The organism is Massilia sp. CMS3.1 (assembly GCF_051262535.1).
Lineage (GTDB): Bacteria > Pseudomonadota > Gammaproteobacteria > Burkholderiales > Burkholderiaceae_D > Telluria.
This window is the reverse complement of sequence record NZ_JBIMES010000003.1, coordinates 282,611-302,918: the sequence shown is the minus strand read 5'-3', so window position 1 is coordinate 302,918 and position 20,308 is coordinate 282,611. Positions and strand designations below refer to the sequence as shown.

Annotated in this window: 19 protein-coding genes, 5 tRNA genes and 1 pseudogene; 4 read left to right on the top strand and 21 right to left on the bottom strand. The window is 62.7% G+C overall.

From position 1 onward, the window contains the following. The first annotated feature begins 8 nt into the window (after positions 1-8). From ACHAC9_RS07365 to ACHAC9_RS07350, 4 genes and pseudogenes are all read left to right on the top strand, one after another. Positions 9-1,865 carry a feruloyl-CoA synthase gene (locus ACHAC9_RS07365; RefSeq protein ID WP_435758631.1) on the top strand — a complete coding sequence of 619 codons (1,857 nt, stop codon included), beginning with the start codon at positions 9-11 and terminating at the stop codon, positions 1,863-1,865. 34 nt (positions 1,866-1,899) lie between these two features. After that, positions 1,900-3,066: an ABC transporter substrate-binding protein gene (locus tag ACHAC9_RS07360; RefSeq protein WP_435758629.1), complete on the top strand. Its 1,167-nt coding sequence runs from the start codon at positions 1,900-1,902 to the stop codon at positions 3,064-3,066. A 362-nt stretch (positions 3,067-3,428) separates the two neighbouring features. Next, positions 3,429-3,886 (top strand): annotated as a pseudogene (locus tag ACHAC9_RS07355) (tannase/feruloyl esterase family alpha/beta hydrolase); the annotation flags it as partial. Positions 3,887-3,973: 87 nt separating this feature from the next. After that, a complete protein-coding gene (locus tag ACHAC9_RS07350) occupies positions 3,974-4,471 on the top strand; it encodes a MarR family winged helix-turn-helix transcriptional regulator (protein ID WP_435758627.1) in 498 nt (165 codons plus the stop codon). 82 nt (positions 4,472-4,553) lie between these two features. Here ACHAC9_RS07350 and ACHAC9_RS07345 read toward each other — a convergent pair. From ACHAC9_RS07345 to fabF, 21 genes are all read right to left on the bottom strand, one after another. Further along, positions 4,554-4,627: transfer RNA gene (locus ACHAC9_RS07345), tRNA-Cys, on the bottom strand. 76 nt (positions 4,628-4,703) lie between these two features. Then, positions 4,704-4,779, bottom strand: a tRNA-Gly gene (locus ACHAC9_RS07340). A gap of 36 nt (positions 4,780-4,815) precedes the next feature. Continuing rightward, a tRNA-Gly gene (locus ACHAC9_RS07335) sits at positions 4,816-4,891 on the bottom strand. Between the two features lie 40 nt (positions 4,892-4,931). Next, a tRNA-Gly gene (locus ACHAC9_RS07330) sits at positions 4,932-5,007 on the bottom strand. Between the two features lie 74 nt (positions 5,008-5,081). Continuing rightward, positions 5,082-5,157, bottom strand: a tRNA-Gly gene (locus ACHAC9_RS07325). A gap of 87 nt (positions 5,158-5,244) precedes the next feature. Next, a complete protein-coding gene (gene pgsA, locus ACHAC9_RS07320) occupies positions 5,245-5,823 on the bottom strand; it encodes a CDP-diacylglycerol--glycerol-3-phosphate 3-phosphatidyltransferase (protein WP_435758625.1) in 579 nt (192 codons plus the stop codon). Positions 5,824-5,944: 121 nt separating this feature from the next. Then, positions 5,945-7,816: an excinuclease ABC subunit UvrC gene (gene uvrC / locus ACHAC9_RS07315; RefSeq protein ID WP_435758623.1), complete on the bottom strand. Its 1,872-nt coding sequence runs from the start codon at positions 7,814-7,816 to the stop codon at positions 5,945-5,947. Between the two features lie 14 nt (positions 7,817-7,830). Next, positions 7,831-8,226, bottom strand: coding sequence for a holo-ACP synthase (gene acpS, locus ACHAC9_RS07310; RefSeq protein WP_435758621.1), 396 nt, complete (start codon positions 8,224-8,226; stop codon positions 7,831-7,833). Then, positions 8,223-8,993, bottom strand: a complete 771-nt coding sequence (locus ACHAC9_RS07305) for a pyridoxine 5'-phosphate synthase (protein ID WP_435758619.1) — start codon at positions 8,991-8,993, stop codon at positions 8,223-8,225. Before ACHAC9_RS07305 ends, acpS begins: the two co-directional genes overlap by 4 nt. Before the next feature lie 26 nt (positions 8,994-9,019). Further along, positions 9,020-9,856 carry a DNA repair protein RecO gene (gene recO / locus ACHAC9_RS07300; RefSeq protein WP_435758617.1) on the bottom strand — a complete coding sequence of 279 codons (837 nt, stop codon included), beginning with the start codon at positions 9,854-9,856 and terminating at the stop codon, positions 9,020-9,022. A gap of 24 nt (positions 9,857-9,880) precedes the next feature. After that, the gene (gene era / locus ACHAC9_RS07295; RefSeq protein WP_435758615.1) at positions 9,881-10,915 is read right to left on the bottom strand and encodes a GTPase Era; all 1,035 of its coding nucleotides are present in this window, start codon (positions 10,913-10,915) and stop codon (positions 9,881-9,883) included. 7 nt (positions 10,916-10,922) lie between these two features. After that, entirely contained in the window at positions 10,923-11,696 is a 774-nt protein-coding gene (gene rnc / locus ACHAC9_RS07290; protein WP_435758613.1) for a ribonuclease III, read from the bottom strand. A 220-nt stretch (positions 11,697-11,916) separates the two neighbouring features. Then, complete coding sequence (locus ACHAC9_RS07285; RefSeq protein WP_435758611.1) at positions 11,917-12,321, bottom strand: DUF4845 domain-containing protein; 405 nt, start codon at positions 12,319-12,321, stop codon at positions 11,917-11,919. A 30-nt stretch (positions 12,322-12,351) separates the two neighbouring features. Then, positions 12,352-13,269, bottom strand: a complete 918-nt coding sequence (gene lepB, locus ACHAC9_RS07280) for a signal peptidase I (protein WP_435758609.1) — start codon at positions 13,267-13,269, stop codon at positions 12,352-12,354. Further along, a complete protein-coding gene (gene lepA / locus ACHAC9_RS07275; protein WP_435758607.1) occupies positions 13,266-15,059 on the bottom strand; it encodes a translation elongation factor 4 in 1,794 nt (597 codons plus the stop codon). The genes lepB and lepA overlap by 4 nt, the downstream gene beginning before the upstream one ends. A gap of 249 nt (positions 15,060-15,308) precedes the next feature. Continuing rightward, positions 15,309-15,569 carry a glutaredoxin family protein gene (locus ACHAC9_RS07270; RefSeq protein ID WP_435758605.1) on the bottom strand — a complete coding sequence of 87 codons (261 nt, stop codon included), beginning with the start codon at positions 15,567-15,569 and terminating at the stop codon, positions 15,309-15,311. Further along, positions 15,566-17,017, bottom strand: coding sequence for a DegQ family serine endoprotease (locus ACHAC9_RS07265; RefSeq protein WP_435758603.1), 1,452 nt, complete (start codon positions 17,015-17,017; stop codon positions 15,566-15,568). The genes ACHAC9_RS07270 and ACHAC9_RS07265 overlap by 4 nt, the downstream gene beginning before the upstream one ends. A 188-nt stretch (positions 17,018-17,205) precedes the next feature. Further along, positions 17,206-17,505, bottom strand: coding sequence for an RseA family anti-sigma factor (locus tag ACHAC9_RS07260; protein WP_435758601.1), 300 nt, complete (start codon positions 17,503-17,505; stop codon positions 17,206-17,208). 104 nt (positions 17,506-17,609) lie between these two features. After that, on the bottom strand, positions 17,610-18,212 hold the full coding sequence (rpoE, locus tag ACHAC9_RS07255) for an RNA polymerase sigma factor RpoE (RefSeq protein ID WP_435758599.1): 603 nt from the start codon (positions 18,210-18,212) through the stop codon (positions 17,610-17,612). Between the two features lie 186 nt (positions 18,213-18,398). Next, positions 18,399-18,875 (bottom strand): protein YgfX, encoded by a 477-nt coding sequence (locus ACHAC9_RS07250; protein ID WP_435758597.1) that lies wholly within the window; start codon positions 18,873-18,875, stop codon positions 18,399-18,401. A gap of 161 nt (positions 18,876-19,036) precedes the next feature. Next, positions 19,037-20,284: a beta-ketoacyl-ACP synthase II gene (fabF, locus tag ACHAC9_RS07245; protein ID WP_435758595.1), complete on the bottom strand. Its 1,248-nt coding sequence runs from the start codon at positions 20,282-20,284 to the stop codon at positions 19,037-19,039. Between the last annotated feature and the right edge of the window lie 24 nt (positions 20,285-20,308).

Below are 20,308 nucleotides of genomic sequence, written 5' to 3'. Positions count from 1 at the left end.
GAACCGTCATGAACCAATCTACGCCGGCCGTCGCCGGCGGGAAGCGGCGCGCGGTCGCGCTCGGCAACCCCGAGATCGCGGCCTGGCAGGAGGACGGCGTCTGGCATGTCGACGCCCTCACGCCCCTGGGCGCCGTCCCCGCGCGCTTCACCGACCGCCTGGTGTCGGGCGCGCGGGCGCATCCCGAGCGCACCCTGGTTGCGCGCCGCGGCCCGGATGGCGAGTGGATCCGCCTGTCGTATGGGGACGCACTGGAAAGCGCGCGCCGCATCGGCCAGGCGCTGTTCGATCGCGGCCTGTCGGAAGAACGTCCGCTCGTCATCCTGTCCGGGAATGACCTGGAGCACTTCCAGCTGGCGCTCGGCGCCATGTATGCCGGCATCCCGTATTCGCCGCTCTCGCCGGCCTATTCGCTGGTCGCGCTTGACCCGGCCAAGCTGCGCGACCTGATCGAACAGCTGACGCCGGGCGCGGTGTTTGCCTGCGATGGCAGCACGTTTGCACGCGCCATCGACGCGGTGCTGCCGGAGGGCGCGGAACTGATCCTGGCACGCGGCGAGGTGGCGGGCCGTACAGCAACCAGTTTCGCGTCCTTGCTCACGACCGAACCATTGAGCATCGACGAGCGCAACGCGCAAGTGGGGCCGTCGACCATCGCCAAGTTCCTGTTCACCTCGGGCTCGACCAAGAAACCGAAGGCGGTGATCACGACGCATGGCATGCTCTGTTCGAACCAGCAGATGCTGCTGCAGACCTTCCCCTTCTTTGGCGAAGAACCACCGGTGCTGCTCGACTGGCTGCCTTGGAACCACACTTTTGGGGGCAGCCACAACGTCGGCATCGTGCTCTACAACGGCGGCACGATGTACCTCGACGATGGCCGTCCGACGCCGCGCGAGTTCCCAACGACCTTGCGCAACCTGCGCGAGATCGCGCCGACGGTCTATTTCAACATTCCGGTGGCCTGGGAGATGCTGGCCGAGGCCTTGGAGACGGACGACGCGCTGGCGCAGACCTTCTTCTCGCGCGTAAAACTGTTCTTTTGTGCGGGGGCGGGGCTGTCGCAGGCGGCCTGGGAACACCTGGACGCCGTGGCGATACGTCGCTGCGGCGAATCGATCCGCATCATGACCGGTCTCGGCATGACCGAGACGTCGCCGTCCTGCACCTTCGGCACCGGCCCGATCAGCCGCGCCGGCTATGTCGGCGTGCCGGCGCCGGGCTGCAAGGTGAAACTCGTGCCGATCCACGGCAAGTTGGAGGCGCGCTTCCATGGGCCGCACGTGACCCCGGGCTACTGGCGCGCGCCCGTTCTCACGGCCGAAGCCTTCGATGCGGATGGCTATTACTGCACCGGCGACGCGCTGCGCTTCGTCGACGACGCGCAGCCAGGGCTCGGCTTCATGTTCGACGGCCGCATCGCCGAAGACTTCAAGCTCAGCTCAGGCACCTTTGTCAGCGTCGGACCGCTGCGGGCACGCGTCATCAGCCAGGGCGCGCCGTATGTGCAGGATGCGGTGGTGACGGGACTGGACCGGCACGCGATTGGCCTGATGGTGTTCCCGCGGCTCGACAACTGCCTGGTCCTGTCCGGCCTGCCGGAAGGAACGCCTGCCGCCGAGGTACTGGCAACGAGCCCGGTGCGCGACTTCTTCGGGCGCCTGCTCGACACGCTCAATATCAACGCGAGCGGCTCCTCGACGCGCGTGGAACGCCTGATCTTGCTGGCTGAACCGCCTTCGATCGACGCCAGGGAACAGACCGACAAGGGCTCGATCAACCAGGCAGCAGTGTTGCAGCGGCGCGCGGGCCTGGTCGATGCGATGTACGACGGAACGGATTCAAACACGATACTTGCGGCATGAAACGACCTGGAACGTATAACGACAAGGAGACAGCATGAAACTGAAAACCCTCGCCTGCATGACCCTGGCAATCCTCCCCTTCGCCAGCGCACCCGCTTTAGCCCAGGACACGATTAAGATCGGCGTCATCGCCGCCTTGACCGGACCATTCGTGAATATCGGCAAACCTTTCGAAGACGGCATCAAGACCTGGATGAAGCTGCACGGGGACCAGGTCGCCGGCAAGAAGATCGAGATCATCTACCGCGACGACGGCGGCAGCAACGTCGAACTGTCCAAGCGCGCGGCCACGGAATTGATCGGGCGCGAGAAGGTGAGTTTCCTGGTCGGCTTCTCACTGACGCCAAGCGCCCTGGCCGTGGCGCCGGTCGCCACGCAAGGCAAGGTGCCGATGATCGTCATGAACGCGGTCACGACAGGCATTACGGCCAGGTCGCCCTACATGCTGCGCACCTCGATGACGATGCAGCAGATGACCGAACCCTTCGGCACATGGACCGCGCAGAACAAGATCGCCCGGGTCTATTCGCTGGTCTCGGACTACAGCACCGGGCACGATGCGGAAAAGCTGTTCGCCAAGGGTTTCACCGAAGGCGGCGGCAAGATCATCGGATCCTCGCGCACGCCGCTGGCGAACCCCGACTACTCGCCCTTCGTGCAGCGCGCGAAGGACGAAAAGCCCGATGCGCTGTTCTTCTTCGCGCCGGGTGTGGAGGACGGCATCGGCCTCCTGAAAGCCTACAGCGACAAGGGGCTGGATAAAGCCGGTATCAAGTTCCTCGGCGTGGGCGACATGACGAGCGACTCGCCGACGCTCGAAGCGCTGGGCGAGCGCGCGCTGGGCGCGGTGACGGTCCTGAACTACTCGACGGCGCTCGACAACGAGGCCAACAGGATCTTCCTGAAGGCGTACGCGGATGCCAATCCGAACCGCCCGCCACCTACTTTTGTTACCGTCGCCGCGTATGACACGATGGGCATGATCTACGAGACCATCCGCAAGTTGAACGGCAAGGTCACCGGCGAAGCCGCCGTGAAGACCTTGAGCGGCATGAAGTGGAACAGCCCGCGCGGCCCGATCAGCATCGATCCCAAGACCCGCGATATCGTGCAGAACATGTACATCCGCGAAGTCAAGCGCGTCAATGGCAAGCTGGTCAACCAGCCGATCAGCACCCTCAAGGATGTGATGCCGGACTAAGAACCTGTCCCGGTAGACTGGGGGAAGCTGGTGGCGCTGCAGGGCAAGCGCGGGCAAGGCGTGAGGAGGCCGCATGGCTGGCCATGCAAGGACGAGCAACGCAGCAGCGGTTGTCAGGCGCGCCGGCAGCGGCTCCAGGCTACTGGGATAGGCTCTAAGCACCGTTATCTCGCCGCGGCCCTGCCTGGACGCGGCGGACCGCACCTCCATCGTTTGGACTTGATCGGTTTTTCAGCAGAGGAGACCTTACGCATAACAACATTAAAACGCGGTAGCGCCGCGGCCGTCGCCCTGTTCGCCCTGGCCGGCTGCGGCAGCGACAACGAGCACGGTTCCATCGTCACGCCCCTTCCCCCGGTCCGGAAAACGCCGTGCCCTTCATGGTGCCGCCGAACGCCAGCAACCTGATCACCCTGCAGAACCGCGGCGCCAAGATGCTGGTGTACGACGGCACGGGCGACCCGATCTTCTCGAGCGACGACACCAAGATCTGGTACGAGCAGCTGCGCGCGGCCAACGGGTCGGATGCCTCGAACTTCGCGCCTTACTTCCGGGTGCCGGGCATGAACCACTGCGCGGGCGGCCCGCCACGGAGCAGTTCGACATGCTGACCCCGCTCATGAACTGGGTGGAAAAGGGCCAGGCGCCGGACAGTGTCACGGCCAGCGCACGCGGCACGGGCAATGCCGGTGGCGCGAACGCGGACCTGCCCGCGAGCTGGTGGGCGACGCGTACCCGGCCGCTGTGTGCGTACCCGAATGTGGCGCGCTACAAAGGCAGCGGCAGCATCGAGGATGCGGCCCACTTCAGCTGTCAGTAAGGCCCGCAAGGGCAGCACGTCCCGTCCTGAAATTTACCCGCCAGGCATCGGCAGGGTTACAATTCGCCCTTCACTGGGGGAGCGTGCATGAGCGATTTCGGCCCGACGGGAAAACGATTACGCAATATCCAGGCGCGGGTGCCGGGGTTTCCGTTCGAACCGATCCTGCTGGTGCGCCTCTCGTACCACCTCCAGAAACGGCTGCGCGACCGGACCAATGCCGCGCTCAAACCGTATGAGCTCGCCGACACCGGCTATATCGTGCTGGCGATCCTGTATGGCAGCGCTCAGGAGACCTCGACCGCGTCCGAATTGAGCGAAGCCTGCCATGAAAAACCCGCGAACCTGACACGGGTCTGCGACGACCTGGTGGCGCGCGGGCTGATCGAACGCGGCACGCGTGCAGGCGACCGCCGCAACGTGCTCATTTCCCTGAGCGGCAAGGGCCGCGAATTAATCGAACAAGTGTTGCCGGACGTCTCAGGCAAACTCAGTGCCGCGTATGCCGGCTTTTCCAAGGCCGAGCTGGAGCAGTTCGCCGGTCTGCTGGCGCGGGTGCTGGGCAACCTGGATAAGGCGGTGTAAGACCGCCAGCAGTCGGCTGGATGCACGGTGGGAGCCCGGAAATGCAAAAATCGCCAGCGAGTGGCGATTTTTGGCTTTGTTCTGGAGGCGAGGACGGGAGTCGAACCCGTCTGGACGGCTTTGCAGGCCGCTGCATAACCGCTTTGCTACCTCGCCAGTAGGTATAGTACGGCTGCCGAGCTGGACGGTTATGATCCACATCAACAGGAGAAGAAAGGTCTTCTCTGAATTCTGGAGCGGGAGAAGAGGCTCGAACTCTCGACCTCAACCTTGGCAAGGTTGCGCTCTACCAACTGAGCTACTCCCGCTGAGGAGCTACTTGTAACTTGTAAAAACACGCCGTTTGGAGCGGGAGAAGAGGCTCGAACTCTCGACCTCAACCTTGGCAAGGTTGCGCTCTACCAACTGAGCTACTCCCGCACGGAGTGTAATTACTGCCTATATCTACTACTTCCCAGAATGGAGCGGGAGAAGAGGCTCGAACTCTCGACCTCAACCTTGGCAAGGTTGCGCTCTACCAACTGAGCTACTCCCGCACTCTGGAACCATCAATTATCGCAGAAATTATTTCAATTTCCAAGACAACCTTACTACCGACTACTGCAAACTCTGGAGCGGGAGAAGAGGCTCGAACTCTCGACCTCAACCTTGGCAAGGTTGCGCTCTACCAACTGAGCTACTCCCGCTTTGTCGTCGTTTGCTGCGATGTCGTCACAACAGGCAAGCATTATAGATCATCTGATCCGTACGTCAAGGATGACAGAGAATTAATTTTACAGATTCCCGCCTTTTTCCTTAATCACAGGCCATGCACGGCGCAGGTAGTAGAACATCGACCAGACGGTCAGCACGCCCGCCACCCACAGCAGGACCGAGCCCCAGAAATGGGTGTCGATGCCCAGCAGCGAGTCGTGGAACAGCAGCAGCGGGATCGCGGCCATCTGGGCGGCGGTCTTCACCTTCCCCAGCGAGCTGACCGCCACCGACTTGCGCGCCCCGATTTCGGCCATCCATTCGCGCAGGGCCGAGATCGTGATTTCGCGGCCGATGATGACGAAGGCAATGATCGCATTCACGCGGTCGAGCTGGACCAGCACCAGCAAGGCGCCCGCCACCATCAGCTTGTCGGCCACCGGATCGAGGAAGGCGCCGAAGGCCGAGGTTTCGTTCCAGCGCCGCGCGAGGAAGCCGTCGAACCAGTCGGTGATGGCGGCCACGATGAAGACCAGGGTCGCCGCCAGGTTGCGGTCGGCAACCGGCAGCCAGTGGGTGGGGAGGTAGTAGACGCCGACAACGAGGGGAATGAGTGCTACGCGTAACCAGGTCAGGAGAATCGGGATGTTAAAGGGCATAAGGGGGTGATCTGGCTTACGGTTAAAAAAGCGTGCGCCGCTAGTCTACATGGGTATTGCTTTTTAAACCAGTTGAGCCGGGCAAGGTGGCCTTGCGGTCCGCGTCGCAGTGACGGACGGCTTAATGCAACTGCCGATAAATCTCTTCCGCCAGCGAGGTGGAAATGCCCTCGACCTGGCACAGGTCTTCGACGCTGGCATCGACCACGCCGCGCAGGCCGCCGAAGCGCGCCAGCAGGCGCTGGCGGCGCTTGGCGCCGATTCCCTCGATCTCTTCCAGGCGCGAGGCCTGGCGCGTCTTGGCGCGCTTGGCACGCATGCCGGTAATGGCAAAGCGGTGCGCCTCGTCGCGGATCAGGGCGACGAGCATCAGCGCGGCCGATTCCTTGCCGAGTTCCTGCGGTGCGCGGCCGTCGGCGAAGATCAGCGTTTCCAGGCCGACCCTCCTGCCCTCTCCCTTCGCCACGCCGACGATCAGGCCGATGTCCAGGCCCAGCTCGGACAGCACCTGGCGCGCCATTTCGACCTGGCCTTTGCCGCCGTCGACCAGCACCACGTCTGGCATGACGCCGTCGCCGCTCGCCACTTTTTCGTAGCGCCGCATCAGCACCTGGCGCATGGCGGCGTAATCGTCGCCCGGCGTGATGTCGTTGATGTTGTAGCGCCGGTATTCCGAGTTCTGCATCGCGTGGTGGTGGAAGACCACGCAGGACGCCTGCGTCGCCTCGCCTGCCGTGTGGCTGATGTCGAAGCATTCGATGCGCAAGGTCTCGAGTTCGGCCGCGTCCAGCGCCAGGGCCTCGGCCAGTGCGCGGGTACGCGACTGCTGCGACCCTTGTTCAGACAACAGGCGCGCAAGAGAGATCTCCGCACCCTTTTGAGCAAGCTCAAGCCACTGGCGGCGCTGGCCCTGCGGCTGGAAAATCAGGTTGATCCGGTGCCCGCACTGCTCGGCCAGCGCCACCATCAGTTCCGGCTGGTCGAACTCGATGTTCAAGATTAGCGTGCCAGGAACGAACTTGTCGGTGTAGTGCTGCACCAGGAAGGCGGCCAGCACTTCGCATTCGATCGACAACTCGCCAATCGCCTCGGCGACCTGGGTCGGGAAATAGGCACGGTCGCCCAGGTGGCGCCCGCCGCGCACCATGGCCAGGTTGACGCAGGCACGGCCGCCCTGCACCACCACGGCGATGATGTCGACGTCGGCGTCGCCGGTGGTTTCCATGCTCTGCTGGTGCAGCACGCGCGAGAGCGACTGAATCTGGTTGCGCACGCCCGCGGCCTGCTCGAACATCAGTTTTTCGGCAAAACCGTGCATCTTTTGCTGCAGGTCTTCCATGACCTCGGTCTGCCGCCCACGCAGGAACTTCGCGGCGTTCTCGACGTCTATCTTGTACTCGTCCTTGCCGATGAGATTCACGCACGGACCGCTGCAACGCCCGATCTGGTGCAGCAGGCAAGGCCGCGTGCGGTTGGCGAACACGCTGTCCTCGCAGGTGCGCAGATTGAACACCTTCTGCAGGATCTGCATCGATTCCTTCACCGCCCATGCGCTCGGGAAGGGACCGAAGTACTGGTTCTTGCGGTCGAGCCCGCCGCGGTAATACGCCATGCGCGGAAAATCGCCTGCCGTGATCTTCAGGTAGGGGTAGGACTTATCGTCGCGAAACAGGATGTTGTAGCGCGGTTTGAGCGCCTTGATCAGGTTGTTTTCCAGGATCAGCGCTTCGGCTTCGCTGTGCGTCACCGAGGTCTCGAGGCGCGCGATCTTGCTGACCATCATCGCGATGCGCGAGCTCGACAGGTTCTTCATGAAGTAGCTCGACACGCGCTTTTTCAGGTCGCGCGCTTTCCCGACATAGAGCACGGCGTCGTTGGCGTCGAAATAGCGGTACACGCCCGGCAGGTTGGGCAGCTTGGCCACGGTGGCGAGCACCTGGGCGCGCGCGTCCGGCTGCGCGTCGGGACTGGTTTCTTGATTTGCTTCGGTCATACCCTCTGAAACCCTTACGCCTCCTGGGTGACGATTACGAACGCGACGCCATAGTCGGCCTCGTCGCTGATCGTCACCTGGGCGGTCAATTTGTTCTGTCGCATGAATTCCTCGAGCGCGCCGCTGCAAACAATGGTCGGCTTGCCACTCGGGGCGTTGAGCATCTGCGCGGAGCGCCAGGTCATCGGCATGCGCATGCCCAGGCCAATGGCTTTCGAGAATGCTTCCTTCGCCGAAAAGCGCGTGGCCAGGAAACGCAGGCCGCGCACTTCGCTGCGCGCGCGCCGCGCATGGTATTTCTCCAGTTCCTGGGGACCCAGGATCTTTTCTGCAAACCGCTCGCCACTGCGCGCCAGCGCGGCCTCGACACGCGAGATCTGGACGATGTCGGTGCCGATGCCGTAGATCATTGCGGGCCCAGCGACACGCCGAGGCGCGCAGCGACCATGATCGCCTTCATCTCGCGCACGGCGTTTTCCCAGCCGGCGAACAGCGCATGCGCCACGATCGCATGACCGATGTTGAGCTCGGCGATGTCGCGGATCGCAGCCACCGCCTGCACATTCGTGTAGTGCAGGCCATGGCCGGCATTGACGACCAGGTTGTGGCGTACGCCGGCGGCCGCGCCCATCCTGATGCGCTCCAGCTCGCGCAGGGCTTCTTCACCCTGGCTTTCCGCATAGCGGCCGGTGTGCAACTCGATCACGGTCGCGCCCGTCTTTGCGGCGGCAGCGATCTGCGCTTCGTCGGCGTCGATGAAGAGAGAAACGCGGATGCCCTCGCCTTTCAGCTGTTTTACCGCCGTCTCGACTTCGTGAAAATAGCGGACCACGTCCAGGCCGCCTTCGGTCGTGACTTCCTCGCGCCGCTCGGGCACCAGGCATACATCCTGCGGGCGTACCTGGCAGGCAAAATCGATCATTTCCTGGGTAACGGCCGCTTCCAGGTTCATGCGCGTGGCCAGCATCGGGCGCATCGCCAGCACGTCGGCATCCTTGATGTGGCGCCGGTCTTCGCGCAGGTGCAGCGTGATCAGGTCGGCGCCGGCCTGCTCGGCGAGCAAGGCCGCGCGCAGCGGGTCCGGATAGACGGTGCCGCGCGCATTGCGCACGGTGGCGATGTGGTCGATGTTCACGCCCAGGTCGATGACCTGGCCAACGGGTTGCAGGAAGCTCATGGTTGTCGTGGTGGTGTTGTGTGAAGTTACAGCTGCATCAGGTCAATCAAAATCTGCCGGGTGTTCAGCGGCACGCCGCCCAGGTGGTGCGCCAGCAGGAAGCGCATCAATTGCTTGCTTTGCGCCTGGGTCGCCGGATCGGCATAATCTTCGCGCTCCATATCGAGCAGGGTCTTGCCGGACACCACGGGCCAGACGTCCGACGCTCTGGCTTCGCGCGCGCCCTTTTCGGGATCGACCACGTAGTCCAGCGCGGCGGCTACCGCCTCGCGCGTGGTCGTCGAACGCCCCAGGTCGGCGGCAACGCCTGTTTCCTTAAGTAAGGCCCGTTCGAACTTTCGCAAGGCAATTTGTGCCGGTTCGTCGTGCGCCAGCTCGTTGAGCGTCGAAATGTAGTGGTCGAACAAGGCGCGATGCGGGTCGTCGCGCGCGAGCAGCTTGACCAGCAGTTCGTTCAGATAGAAGCCGCAGAGCAAGGCCGTGCGTTCGATGGGAAGCATGCCGCCCACCCATTCGGCGTCGATCAGGGTGCGCAGCTCCGACTTGCCGCTCCAGGAGACCGACAGCGGCTGGAAGGTCTGCAGCACGCCGCGCAATTTGGAGAACGGCCGCTTCGCGCCCTTCGCCACGACCGCGATGCGGCCATGGTCGCGCGTAAACAGGTCGATGATGAGGCTGGTTTCCTTGTAGGGATAACTGTGCAGGACAAACGCCGGCTGGCCGTTGATGCGGGTATCGCGCACGGGTACGCGGCTGCGCCGTGGCGGCGCAAGCGCAACCGCCTGCGGCAGCGTCTGCACAGGCACGGCTCCCGTATCGTCGGGGTCGAGGGGCGCCTTGGCGGCGGTATCGAGGCTCGTCATGCGGTTGGGGCAGTCCTCCAGCGCTTACTCGTAGCCGTAGGCGCGCAGGCCTGCTTCGTTGTCGGCCCAGCCTGACTTGACCTTGACCCAGATCTCCAGGTACACGGGGCCGCCGAACAGCTTTTCCATGTCGAGGCGCGACTGGGTCGAGATTTCTTTCAGGCGTGCGCCCTTGTTACCGATGATCATCGATTTGTGGGTGTCGCGCTCGACCAGGATCGCGGCAAAGATCCGGCGCAGGTTACCCTCCTGGAGAAACTGCTCGATGATGACCGTGCTGGTGTAAGGCAGTTCGTCGCCGAGCAAGCGGAACACCTTTTCACGCACGATCTCGGCGGCCAGGAATTTCTCGCTGCGGTCGGTAATGTCGTCAGGACCGAATACGGGCGGATTTTCCGGCAGGTGGTTGCGGATCTCGCGCTCGAGCGCATCGACCTGGAAACGCATCTTGGCTGACACCGGCACGATGGCCGTAAAGTCGCGCAGGCTCGCTACTTTCTGTGCGAACGGCATCAGGGTCGCCTTGTCCTTCATGCGGTCCGACTTGTTAATCACCAGGATCACCGGAACGTTCTTCGGCAGCAGGTCCAGTACTTGCTGGTCGGCTGGACCGAAGGTGCCGGCCTCGATCACGAACAGGACGACGTCGGCCGCGCTCAGCGTGTTCGAGACAGTCTTGTTCAGCGTTTTGTTCAGGGCGTTCGAATGACGCGTCTGGAAGCCTGGCGTATCGACATAGATAAACTGGGCATCGGGGACCGTCTGGATGCCGGTGATGCGGTGGCGCGTGGTCTGCGCCTTGCGCGAAGTGATCGACACCTTGGCGCCGATCAGCTGGTTCATGAGCGTCGACTTGCCGACGTTCGGGCGGCCGACGATGGCAATATAGCCGCAGCGAAAACCTTCGACCGAGGTGCCCTTGCTGGCATCGGTGCGGTCGTTGAAGAAGGCGTTGAGGTCGGCGCCCTGCCCGTCTTCTTCGCGGCCGGTGGAGGCGCTGTCGTCGGCCGCGCTATGCACGGAATCGTTGTTGTCGGCTGGGTTATGTTCGGTATTCATACTTCGTTCATGCCTGTTTGGTAGGGGCTAGGTGCTGCGCATCGGCAGCCTCGTCGCCCTGGATGGTGGCAATGCCGGCCAGCTTGAGCTGGGCGGCACGCGGCTTGGCCTTGCGGCCGGCGGCCGGGGTCTTGCGCAGCGCCTGTTCGGCCACTTCGAGCGCCAGGCGTGCGGCGGCCTGTTCGCCGGCACGGCGGCTTCCGCCGCGCCCGAATACCTGGATGCCGAGTTTCGGCACCAGACACTCGATTTCGAATTCCTGGCTGTGGGCGGCGCCGTGGGTGGCGATCACGTTATACGTCGGCAGCGCGATCTTGCGGCTTTGCAGGAATTCCTGCAGCAGCGTCTTGGCATCCTTGCCGAGGGTGCGTGGGTCGACCGTGTCGAGCAGCGGGATGTAGAACGCGCGGATGGCAGCGCGCGCGGCGTCGAAACCGGCGTCGAGGAAAATTGCGCCGAGCAAGGCTTCGAGCGTGTCGGCCAGGATCGAAGGACGGCGGAAACCGCCCGATTTGAGTTCGCCTTCGCCCAGGCGCAGGAATTGCGACAGTTCGAGCTTCTGGGCGATTTCGTAGAGCGACTGCTGCTTGACGAGGTTGGCACGCAAGCGCGACAGGTCGCCCTCGTCGAGGTGGCTGAAGCGTTCGTACAGGATCGAGGCCACGACGCAGTTGAGGATGGAGTCGCCCAGGAACTCGAGGCGTTCGTTATGCAGGCTGCTATGGCTGCGGTGTGTCAGGGCCTGCTGCAAGAGGCCAGCATCCCGGAACGTATAACCCAAGCGCGTTTGCAATAACTGAAGATTCATTGTCGATGTATTGTAGTACGGCCGCCGCGAAGGCGGCGTTTCCTGCTCGATTGGACGGCGCCGGACGGCGCGCGCCATGGTGATGTGCCGCGTGCACGGCAGCGGCGGACGGGCTGCGCGACCACTGCGTGGCGAGCTGGGCGCTCCGGTTGGCGGCGCAGTGACTGCCCCGCCCGTGATGTCCGGACGCGGATCAGTCCGCTTCGCCCGCTTTCGCCGCCACGACGCCACTCGGGTCGGTCGTGCCATCGTAATCGATGACGAGCGTGGCGCGCTCGGTGAGGGGAATCCTCTTTTCATAGGAAAAGCTGATAGCCGGACTCGGGCCATCGCGGCTGATGACGAGATCACGCCCGCGAATTGCCTCGATATTATTCACTTCGGCAAACTTGTCGAAGGTCTCCTGCATCTCGACAGTGGTGCCACCCGTCGCTTTGGCCCGCACCATGCCGTCATGCACGGCGCGGTACTCGAGGAAAGACGGGACGATCTTGATGGCCAATAGCGCAAACATGCCCAACACCATCAATACCAGGATCAAGCCGGTGAGCGACATGCCTTCTTGCCTGCGCGGCAAAACCCTTTTACGGTCGACCATCTTCTCTCCTCGATGCGTTCGCAACATGCATTACTTGATGCCGCCGATGCGCTTCGGATCGCCGAAGTTCATCCACACCAGGAACGCCTTGCCGACGATATTTTTGTCGGGAACAAAACCCCAGTAACGGCTGTCCGCGCTGTTGTCGCGGTTGTCGCCCATCATGAAGTAATTGCCTGCAGGTACGGTACAGGTAAATTTATCATAGGCGTAGTCGCAGGCTTCGCGCTGCGGGAAGTTCTCCACGCTGTCGAGATTGAACGAGCGCGCCGGTTCCGTGTTCAGGATGCGGTGCTCGCTGCCCGGCATCTTTTCGACGAACTGCTTGTGGTAGACCGGCCGCTCGTCGTCCAGGTAGTCGTCCAGCGCCGTGTATTGCACCGGCACGCCATTCACGCTCAGGCGTTTGTTTTCGTAGGTGATCTTGTCACCAGGAATACCGACGATGCGCTTGATGTAATCCTGACTCATGTCCTTCGGGTACTTGAACACCATCACGTCGCCACGCTCCGGAACATTGACGTCGATGATCTTCTTGTTGATGATCGGCAGGCGAATGCCATAGGTGTACTTGTTCACGAGGATCAAGTCACCCACCAGCAAGGTCGGCACCATCGAGCTCGATGGAATCTTGAACGGTTCCCACAGGAAGGAGCGCAAGAAGAAAACTGCCGCGATCACGGGGAAGAAACTGCCCGAGTACTCGACCCAGGTCGGCTGGCGCAGATGCCCCGCTTCCAGGGCTGCACGGTTGCCGTTGTTATCGACCTTGATACCGTCGGCAACCAGCTTGGCCGTGCGTGCATCGTACTCGGCGAGTGCGGCGTCGGCCGCGGCGCGCCGCTGTTTGGACAGGACCAGCACGTCCCAAAACCAGATGACGCCGGTGAGCACCATGAGTACGAACAAAATGAGTGCGAAATTTCCCAGGATCGGTTGCAGGTTCATTTATCGTCCACTTGAAGGATGGCAAGGAAGGCTTCCTGTGGAATCTCCACCGAACCCACCTGTTTCATGCGTTTTTTACCGGCTTTTTGTTTCTCAAGCAGTTTCTTCTTGCGGCTGATGTCGCCGCCGTAGCACTTCGCCAGCACGTTCTTGCGCAGCGCCTTGACGTTTTCGCGCGAGATGATGGTGACGCCGATCGCGGCCTGGATCGCCACGTCGAACATCTGGCGCGGGATCAGTTCGCGCATCTTGGCCGCCACCTGGCGTCCGCGGTAGGGCGCATTCGCGCGGTGCACGATGATCGCCAGCGCATCGACCTTTTCGCTGTTGATCAGCATGTCGACCTTGACGACGTCGGCCGAGCGATATTCCTTGAACTCGTAGTCCATCGAGGCGTAACCGCGCGAGGTCGACTTCAGGCGATCGAAGAAGTCGAGCACGATTTCCGCCATCGGGATTTCGTAGTGCAGCTTGACCTGGCGGCCGTGGTAGGCCATGTCCATCTGCAGGCCGCGCTTGCCGTTACACAGCGTCATCACCGCGCCGACGTATTCCTGCGGCATGTAGAGATTGACGTCGACGATCGGCTCGCGCACTTCGTTGATTTTCGACGGTTCCGGCATCTTCGACGGGTTGTCGACGCGCAGGATGCTGCCATCGCGCATCTCGACCTCATACACGACGGTCGGCGCCGTGGTGATCAGGTCCATGTCGAATTCGCGCTCGAGGCGTTCCTGCACGATTTCCATGTGCAGCAAGCCCAGGAAGCCGCAGCGGAAACCGAAGCCCAGCGCCTGCGACACTTCCGGCTCGTACATCAGGGCGGCGTCGTTCAGTTTCAGCTTTTCCAGCGAGTCGCGCAGCGCGTCGTACTGGTTCGATTCGACCGGGAACAGGCCGGCGAACACCTGCGGCTGGACTTCCTTGAAGCCCGGCAGCGGTGCGGCCGCTGGTCGGTTCGCCAGCGTGACGGTGTCGCCCACTTTCGCGGCTTTCAATTCCTTGATGCCGGCGATGATGAAGCCCACCTGGCCGGCCGACAGCGTCGGCAGCGAGACCGAGCGCGGCGTGAAGACGCCGATGCTTTCCACCAGGTTGACCGACTCGGTCGCCATCAGGAGGATCTTGTCTTTCGGGCGCAGCGTGCCATTGATCACGCGCACCAGCATGACGACGCCGACATACGGGTCGTACCACGAGTCCACGATCAAGGCTTGCAGCGGCGCGTCGACATCACCCTTTGGCGGCGGCACACGCTTGATTAGGTCTTCCAGCACGTCTTCCACGCCGAGACCGGACTTGGCCGAGCACATGACCGCTTCCGCCGCATCGATGCCGATGACGTCTTCGATTTCCTTCTTGGCATTGTCGGGGTCGGCGTGCGGCAGGTCGATCTTGTTCAGGACCGGCACCACTTCCACGCCCAGGTCGAGCGCGGTGTAGCAATTGGCGACCGTCTGCGCCTCGACACCCTGGGAGGCGTCGACGACCAGCAGCGCGCCTTCGCAGGCCGACAGCGAGCGCGAGACTTCATAGCTGAAGTCGACGTGGCCCGGCGTATCGATGAGGTTCAGGTTGTAGATCTGGCCGTCGCGCGCCTTGTACTGCAGGGCAGCGGTCTGCGCCTTGATGGTAATGCCGCGCTCGCGCTCCAGGTCCATCGAGTCGAGCACCTGCGCGTCCATTTCGCGGTCCGACAGGCCGCCGCACAGCTGGATGATGCGGTCAGCCAGGGTCGATTTACCGTGGTCGATGTGGGCGATGATGGAGAAGTTACGTATGTTGTTCATTAACAAAGCTCAAAACCAAAAAGGGGCGAAGCCGCCGCAACGGGGCCGGGCGGCGCCGCGAACTGCCGGCGCAATACGAAAAAGGCGCTTCGTGTGGGGCTGTTCCTCCCCAGGCGAGCGCCTTATGTCAACGTGATCATTCGACTTGATAAGCCATGTGCTTGCGACAAAAGCTTTTCCAAGCCAGGCATTTTACCGGATTTCGGGGTAGAAAGCCCGGAAATCGGCTTGAGGGCGGGTTGCAGGGCCTCAGCGCAGTGCCGGGGCGCGGTCGAGATAACGCCGCACCGCCTGCTCGTCGAGAAAATAATGGCACAGCTCCGGTTCATCGAGCCGGCCATACAGCACCGGCACCAGTTCGTCGAAGCGCTCGACCAGCGCTGGGTCGGCATCGACATCGATGACATCGACCTCGAACAGCTGCCCCGGCGCTGCCAAGGCCTGCAAGGCCGCCAGCATGTCTTCGCACAGGTGGCAATAGCTGCGCGAATAGAGCGTGAAGCGCCTCACTTGAGCGGTTTGATGACGAGATATTGCGTGACGTTCTCGCGACGCACCAGCACCGCGACACTCTTTTTCGGATCGAGCTTACTTGCCAGCGCGTTGAACTGGGCCGCGTCCTTGATCTCGACATTGTTCATCTGCAGGATCAGGTCGCCCGCGCGCACGCCGGCGGTAGCCGCCCTGCCCTCGGACGCGTCCACGACGACGCCGCCCTCGATGCGCAGGGTGCGGCGCTGTTCAGGGTTGACGTTCGACACCTGCAAGCCGAGCGGGTTCGGCGCCGCGCCCGGAGCCGGCTTGTTCGGCTGCGGCTTGGCGGCGGCCGCTTTTTCGTCTTCCAGCGCGACGATCGTCACCGGCACGTCGAGCTGGGCGCCGCGGCGCCAGACGGTGACGCTTGCGCGCGTGCCGATTTTCGAGGCGCCGACCAGGCGCGGCAGGTCGCGCGTCGTTTCGATCGGCTGGCCGTTGAATTTCAGGATGATGTCGCCGACCTTGATGCCGCCCTTTTCGGCCGGACCGCCCGCTTCGACCATCGATACTTCGGCGCCGCGCGCCTTGCCCAGACCGAGCGACTCGGCGACGTCGCGCGTGACTTCGCTGATCTGAACGCCCAGGCGCCCGCGCGTGACGCGGCCGGTTTTCTTGAGCTGGTCGGCCACGCGCATGACTTCGTCGATCGGCACCGCGAAGGAAATGCCGTTGTAGGCGCCGGACAGCGTGGCGATCTGCGAATTGATGCCGATGACTTCGCCGCGCATGTTGATCAGCGGGCCGCCCGAATTACCCGGATTGACGGCGACGTCGCTCTGGATCAGCGGCAGGTAATCACCGGTGTCGCGCGACTTGGCCGAGATGATGCCGGCGGTCACCGTGTTGTCGAGGTTAAAGGGCGAGCCGATCGCGATCACCCATTCGCCGACACGGATCTTGCTCGAGTCGCCGGTGCGCAGGTAAGGCAGGCTGGTGGCGCTCAGCTTCAGCAGCGCGACGTCCGAACGGCGGTCCGAGCCTAGCACCTTGGCCTTGAATTCGCGCCGGTCGGTCAGCGTGACCGTGACTTCATCGGCGCCCTCGACCACGTGGGCATTGGTCAACACAAAGCCATCGTCGGAAATGATGAAGCCGGAACCGACGCCACGCTGTACTTCCCGCTCTTCCTGCTGCGGCTGGGGCGAACGGCGGCGCGGAATCGGCTGGCCGAAGAAGCGGCGCAGGAACTCCTGCATCTCTTCTTCTCCCGGCCCGCCCTGCCCCAGGCGCACGCGCTCAGTGGTGCGGATGTTGACGACCGCGGGACCCGCCTTGTCGATCAGGTCGGAAAAGTCCGGCAGACCCGTCACGGTCGGCGTCGGGACGGGCGCGGCAGCGCTGGCCATTAAGGAGACAGACAGGCTGGCGCATGTCAGGAGCAGGGCCGACAGGACTGCGCCAGCAAATTTTTTGCTTGTCATGAGAGTCAGGGAGTGAGGGCGGGATTGACGTTATGGTAAGCCAAAACCCGGCGTCTTGTCGCGCATCGGATGAGGGGTGCGGCCTCGTGGCGTGCAACGCGCAAGCGAAGGCGGCAGCGTGCGGCGCAAGGTCGGCGCCGGCCGGCGAACGGGCTGACGTGCGCAGGACGCGCGCGTCATCCGGCGATTCAGGAAGAAGGTGTCGAGGCCGCCAGCAGGGCGGGCTTGGCGTGTTCGAGTTCTGCCGTTGCGCGGCGCGGATGCAGCGGTTCCGCGGCGAGGCGACTCGAGAGGCGCGCAGCGAAGCCGGGCGAAAGGTCGGCAGACGCTCCCGTGCGCAACACGTCGCCGATCAGGTGATACACTTCCCACGCTGCTATTCCATCGGCCGTGCGCAGGGCTGCGCAAGCCAGTTCGTGGTCGTCATTCGGCAACGCATCGTCGCTCAGGGCGGAGATACGTTCGCGGTTTTTTTTGTTCGTGTCCATCGGTCGTTCCAGTAGCAGTGTGATCCAAAAGTTTCCAGGTATTAGGGAACCTGGATTAACCCGAGGCGCCTCCGTCATCTACGGGGCTCGTACGACCACGCTGGCTACCGACGTTTGTCAGACGGAAAATCGAGCAATGGCCTCAATTTTTCGGCGATGACTTCGCGGGCGCGGAATATCCTGCTGCGCACCGTGCCAATCGGACAGGCCATCACTTCGGAGATTTCCTCGTAGCTCAAACCCTCAATTTCGCGCAGGACAATCGCTGTCCGCAGTTCCAGCGGTAGCGCTTCCATTGCTGCATTGACCGTATACGCGATCTGCTTGCTCGCCAACATCGATTCCGGCGTGTTTATGTCGCGCAAGCTGTCCGCATCGTCAAACCCTTCAGCACGTTCCGTATCTGTCTCGGTAGAGGTCGGTGCGCGCCTGCCTTGTGTGACGAGATAATTCTTTGCTGTGTTGATGCCTATTCGATAGAGCCAAGTATAGAACGCGGACTCACCGCGAAAGTGGCGCAGGGCACGGAACGCCTTAATAAAGGTTTCCTGCACAACATCCTCGGCCTCAGCGGGATCGTGCACGAGGCGCGACACCAAACGCATCAGCCTGCGCTGATACTTCGCCACCAACAAGTCGAACGCTCCCCTGTCACCGGCCTGGACGCGTTCCACCAGCAGTTGATCACCCTCGCGTTCTGTCGTCACTGACGGTGTCCCGTAAACTGCCGCAGGCCGGAAGGACCCGATCAACCTACTGCGCATCGGCTATTTGCCCTGCGGTGCTCGCTGTACTTGCGTACAGCGAGCATCATCCCTCGGCCAAATATCCTTGCGCTCGCTACGGTTTCTCGGGCCCCTCTGAGACGTAAGAGTTGGCCGGCTGCAATAAGTTCAAAGTATTTCGATTGTCGGTGCTGCACGTTCATGGCGCCTGCACAAGGTGCCGATTGCAACGCGCAGCGCACGGTATTCGGCCGGTGCCAGGCTGTCGCGCAGGACCGGTACAGTATGTCTCCGCCCATCCCCATCGGCCAGGTGCAACAGCAGCATTGAGGGCCAGATGAGTGTGGCGGGCAACAGCGTTACGACGGTGCCAGCGGACGCCACCGGATCGGCTTCCATCTCCTGTTTTACCGTCAGGTGGAGGGTGCCGGTTCCAGATACATCAATCCGGTGCGTCTTTGTCGCGCCTGCCCATCCGTGCACGGAACAGAGCGCTGTAAGCAGGAAAAAAGCCGCACAAAACGGTGCGCCGGCTACGCGTTCGGGCAACAAGATGCCAATTGAAAAGGCTGCGCATAGCTGCGCCAGCGCGAACAGCAGAAGCGCTGCGCGCAGGCGGCGTGACGGCGCAATACGTGCGGACACGGCAACCGACATGGCATGAGAGGGGAAAGTAAAACGAACGCCTGCCGCGCGCGGGCTGCGGCAGGGTCAGGCGCCTGATCATTTAGACAGGACCGGGCACGGCAGGTTCAAATTGAACGTGCGAAAAATCCTATGGGGAGGTTTTTCACGCGCTCAAAGTATTAGACCTTGGCGAAGACGAGGGTACCGTTGGTACCGCCGAAGCCGAACGAGTTCTTCACGGCATAGTCGATCTGCATGTTGCGTGCGGTGTTCGCCACGAAATCGAGATCGCAGGCCGGGTCCTGGTTGAACATGTTGATCGTCGGCGGCGAGATCTGGTTGTGGATCGCCAGCACCGTGAACACCGACTCGAGGCCGCCGGCGCCGCCCAGCAAGTGGCCGGTCATCGACTTGGTCGAGTTGACCGCCAGTTTGCCGGCATGGTCGCCGAAGGTGCGCTTGATGCCCTGGACTTCCGCGAGGTCGCCCAGCGGCGTCGAAGTACCGTGCGCATTCACATACTGCACCTGGTCGGGATTGATCCCGGCATTGCCCATGGCCGACACCATGCAGCGGCTCGCGCCACTGCCGTCTTCCATCGGCGCGGTGATGTGGTTCGCATCCGCGCTCATCCCAAAGCCGAGCAGCTCGGCGTAGATCTTCGCGCCGCGCGCCTTGGCGTGCTCGTACTCTTCCAGCACCATGACACCGGCGCCCTCGCCCAGCACGAAACCGTCGCGGTCGCGCTCCCAGGGACGCGAAGCCGTAGCCGGATCGTCGTTGCGCGACGACAGCGCGCGTGCCGAGGCGAAACCGCCCAGGCCCAGCGGCGAGATGGTCGACTCGGCACCGCCGGCGATCATCACGTCGGCATCGCCGTATTCGATCAGGCGGCCGGCCGCGCCGATGCAGTGCAGCCCGGTGGTGCAGGCCGTGACGATGGCGAGGTTTGGTCCGCGCAGCCCGAATTTGATCGAAAGATCGCCCGAGATCATGTTGATGATCGAAGCAGGCACGAAGAATGGCGAAATGCGGCGCGGGCCGCGCTTGTCGTACTCGTCCTTCTGCTCTTCGATCCGCGGCAAGCCGCCGATGCCCGAACCGACGATCACGCCGATACGGTCAGCGTTTTCTTCAGTAACTTCGAGGCCCGAATCCTGCAGGGCCTGGATGCCCGCTGCCATGCCGAAATGGATGAAGGTATCCATGTTGCGGGCTTCCTTGGCGGGGATGTAATCCTCGATATTGAAGCCTTTGACTTCGCCCGCAAAACGGGTCGAAAACGGCGTTGCATCGAACTTGGTGATGTTGGCAATGCCCGACTTGCCAGCCAGCGCAGCGTCCCACGCTTCGGTAATCGAATTACCGATAGGTGAAATGCAGCCCAGGCCGGTAATGACAACGCGGCGGTTGCGTGAACGGCTCAAGCGATTCTCCCTGAAACTAAAACA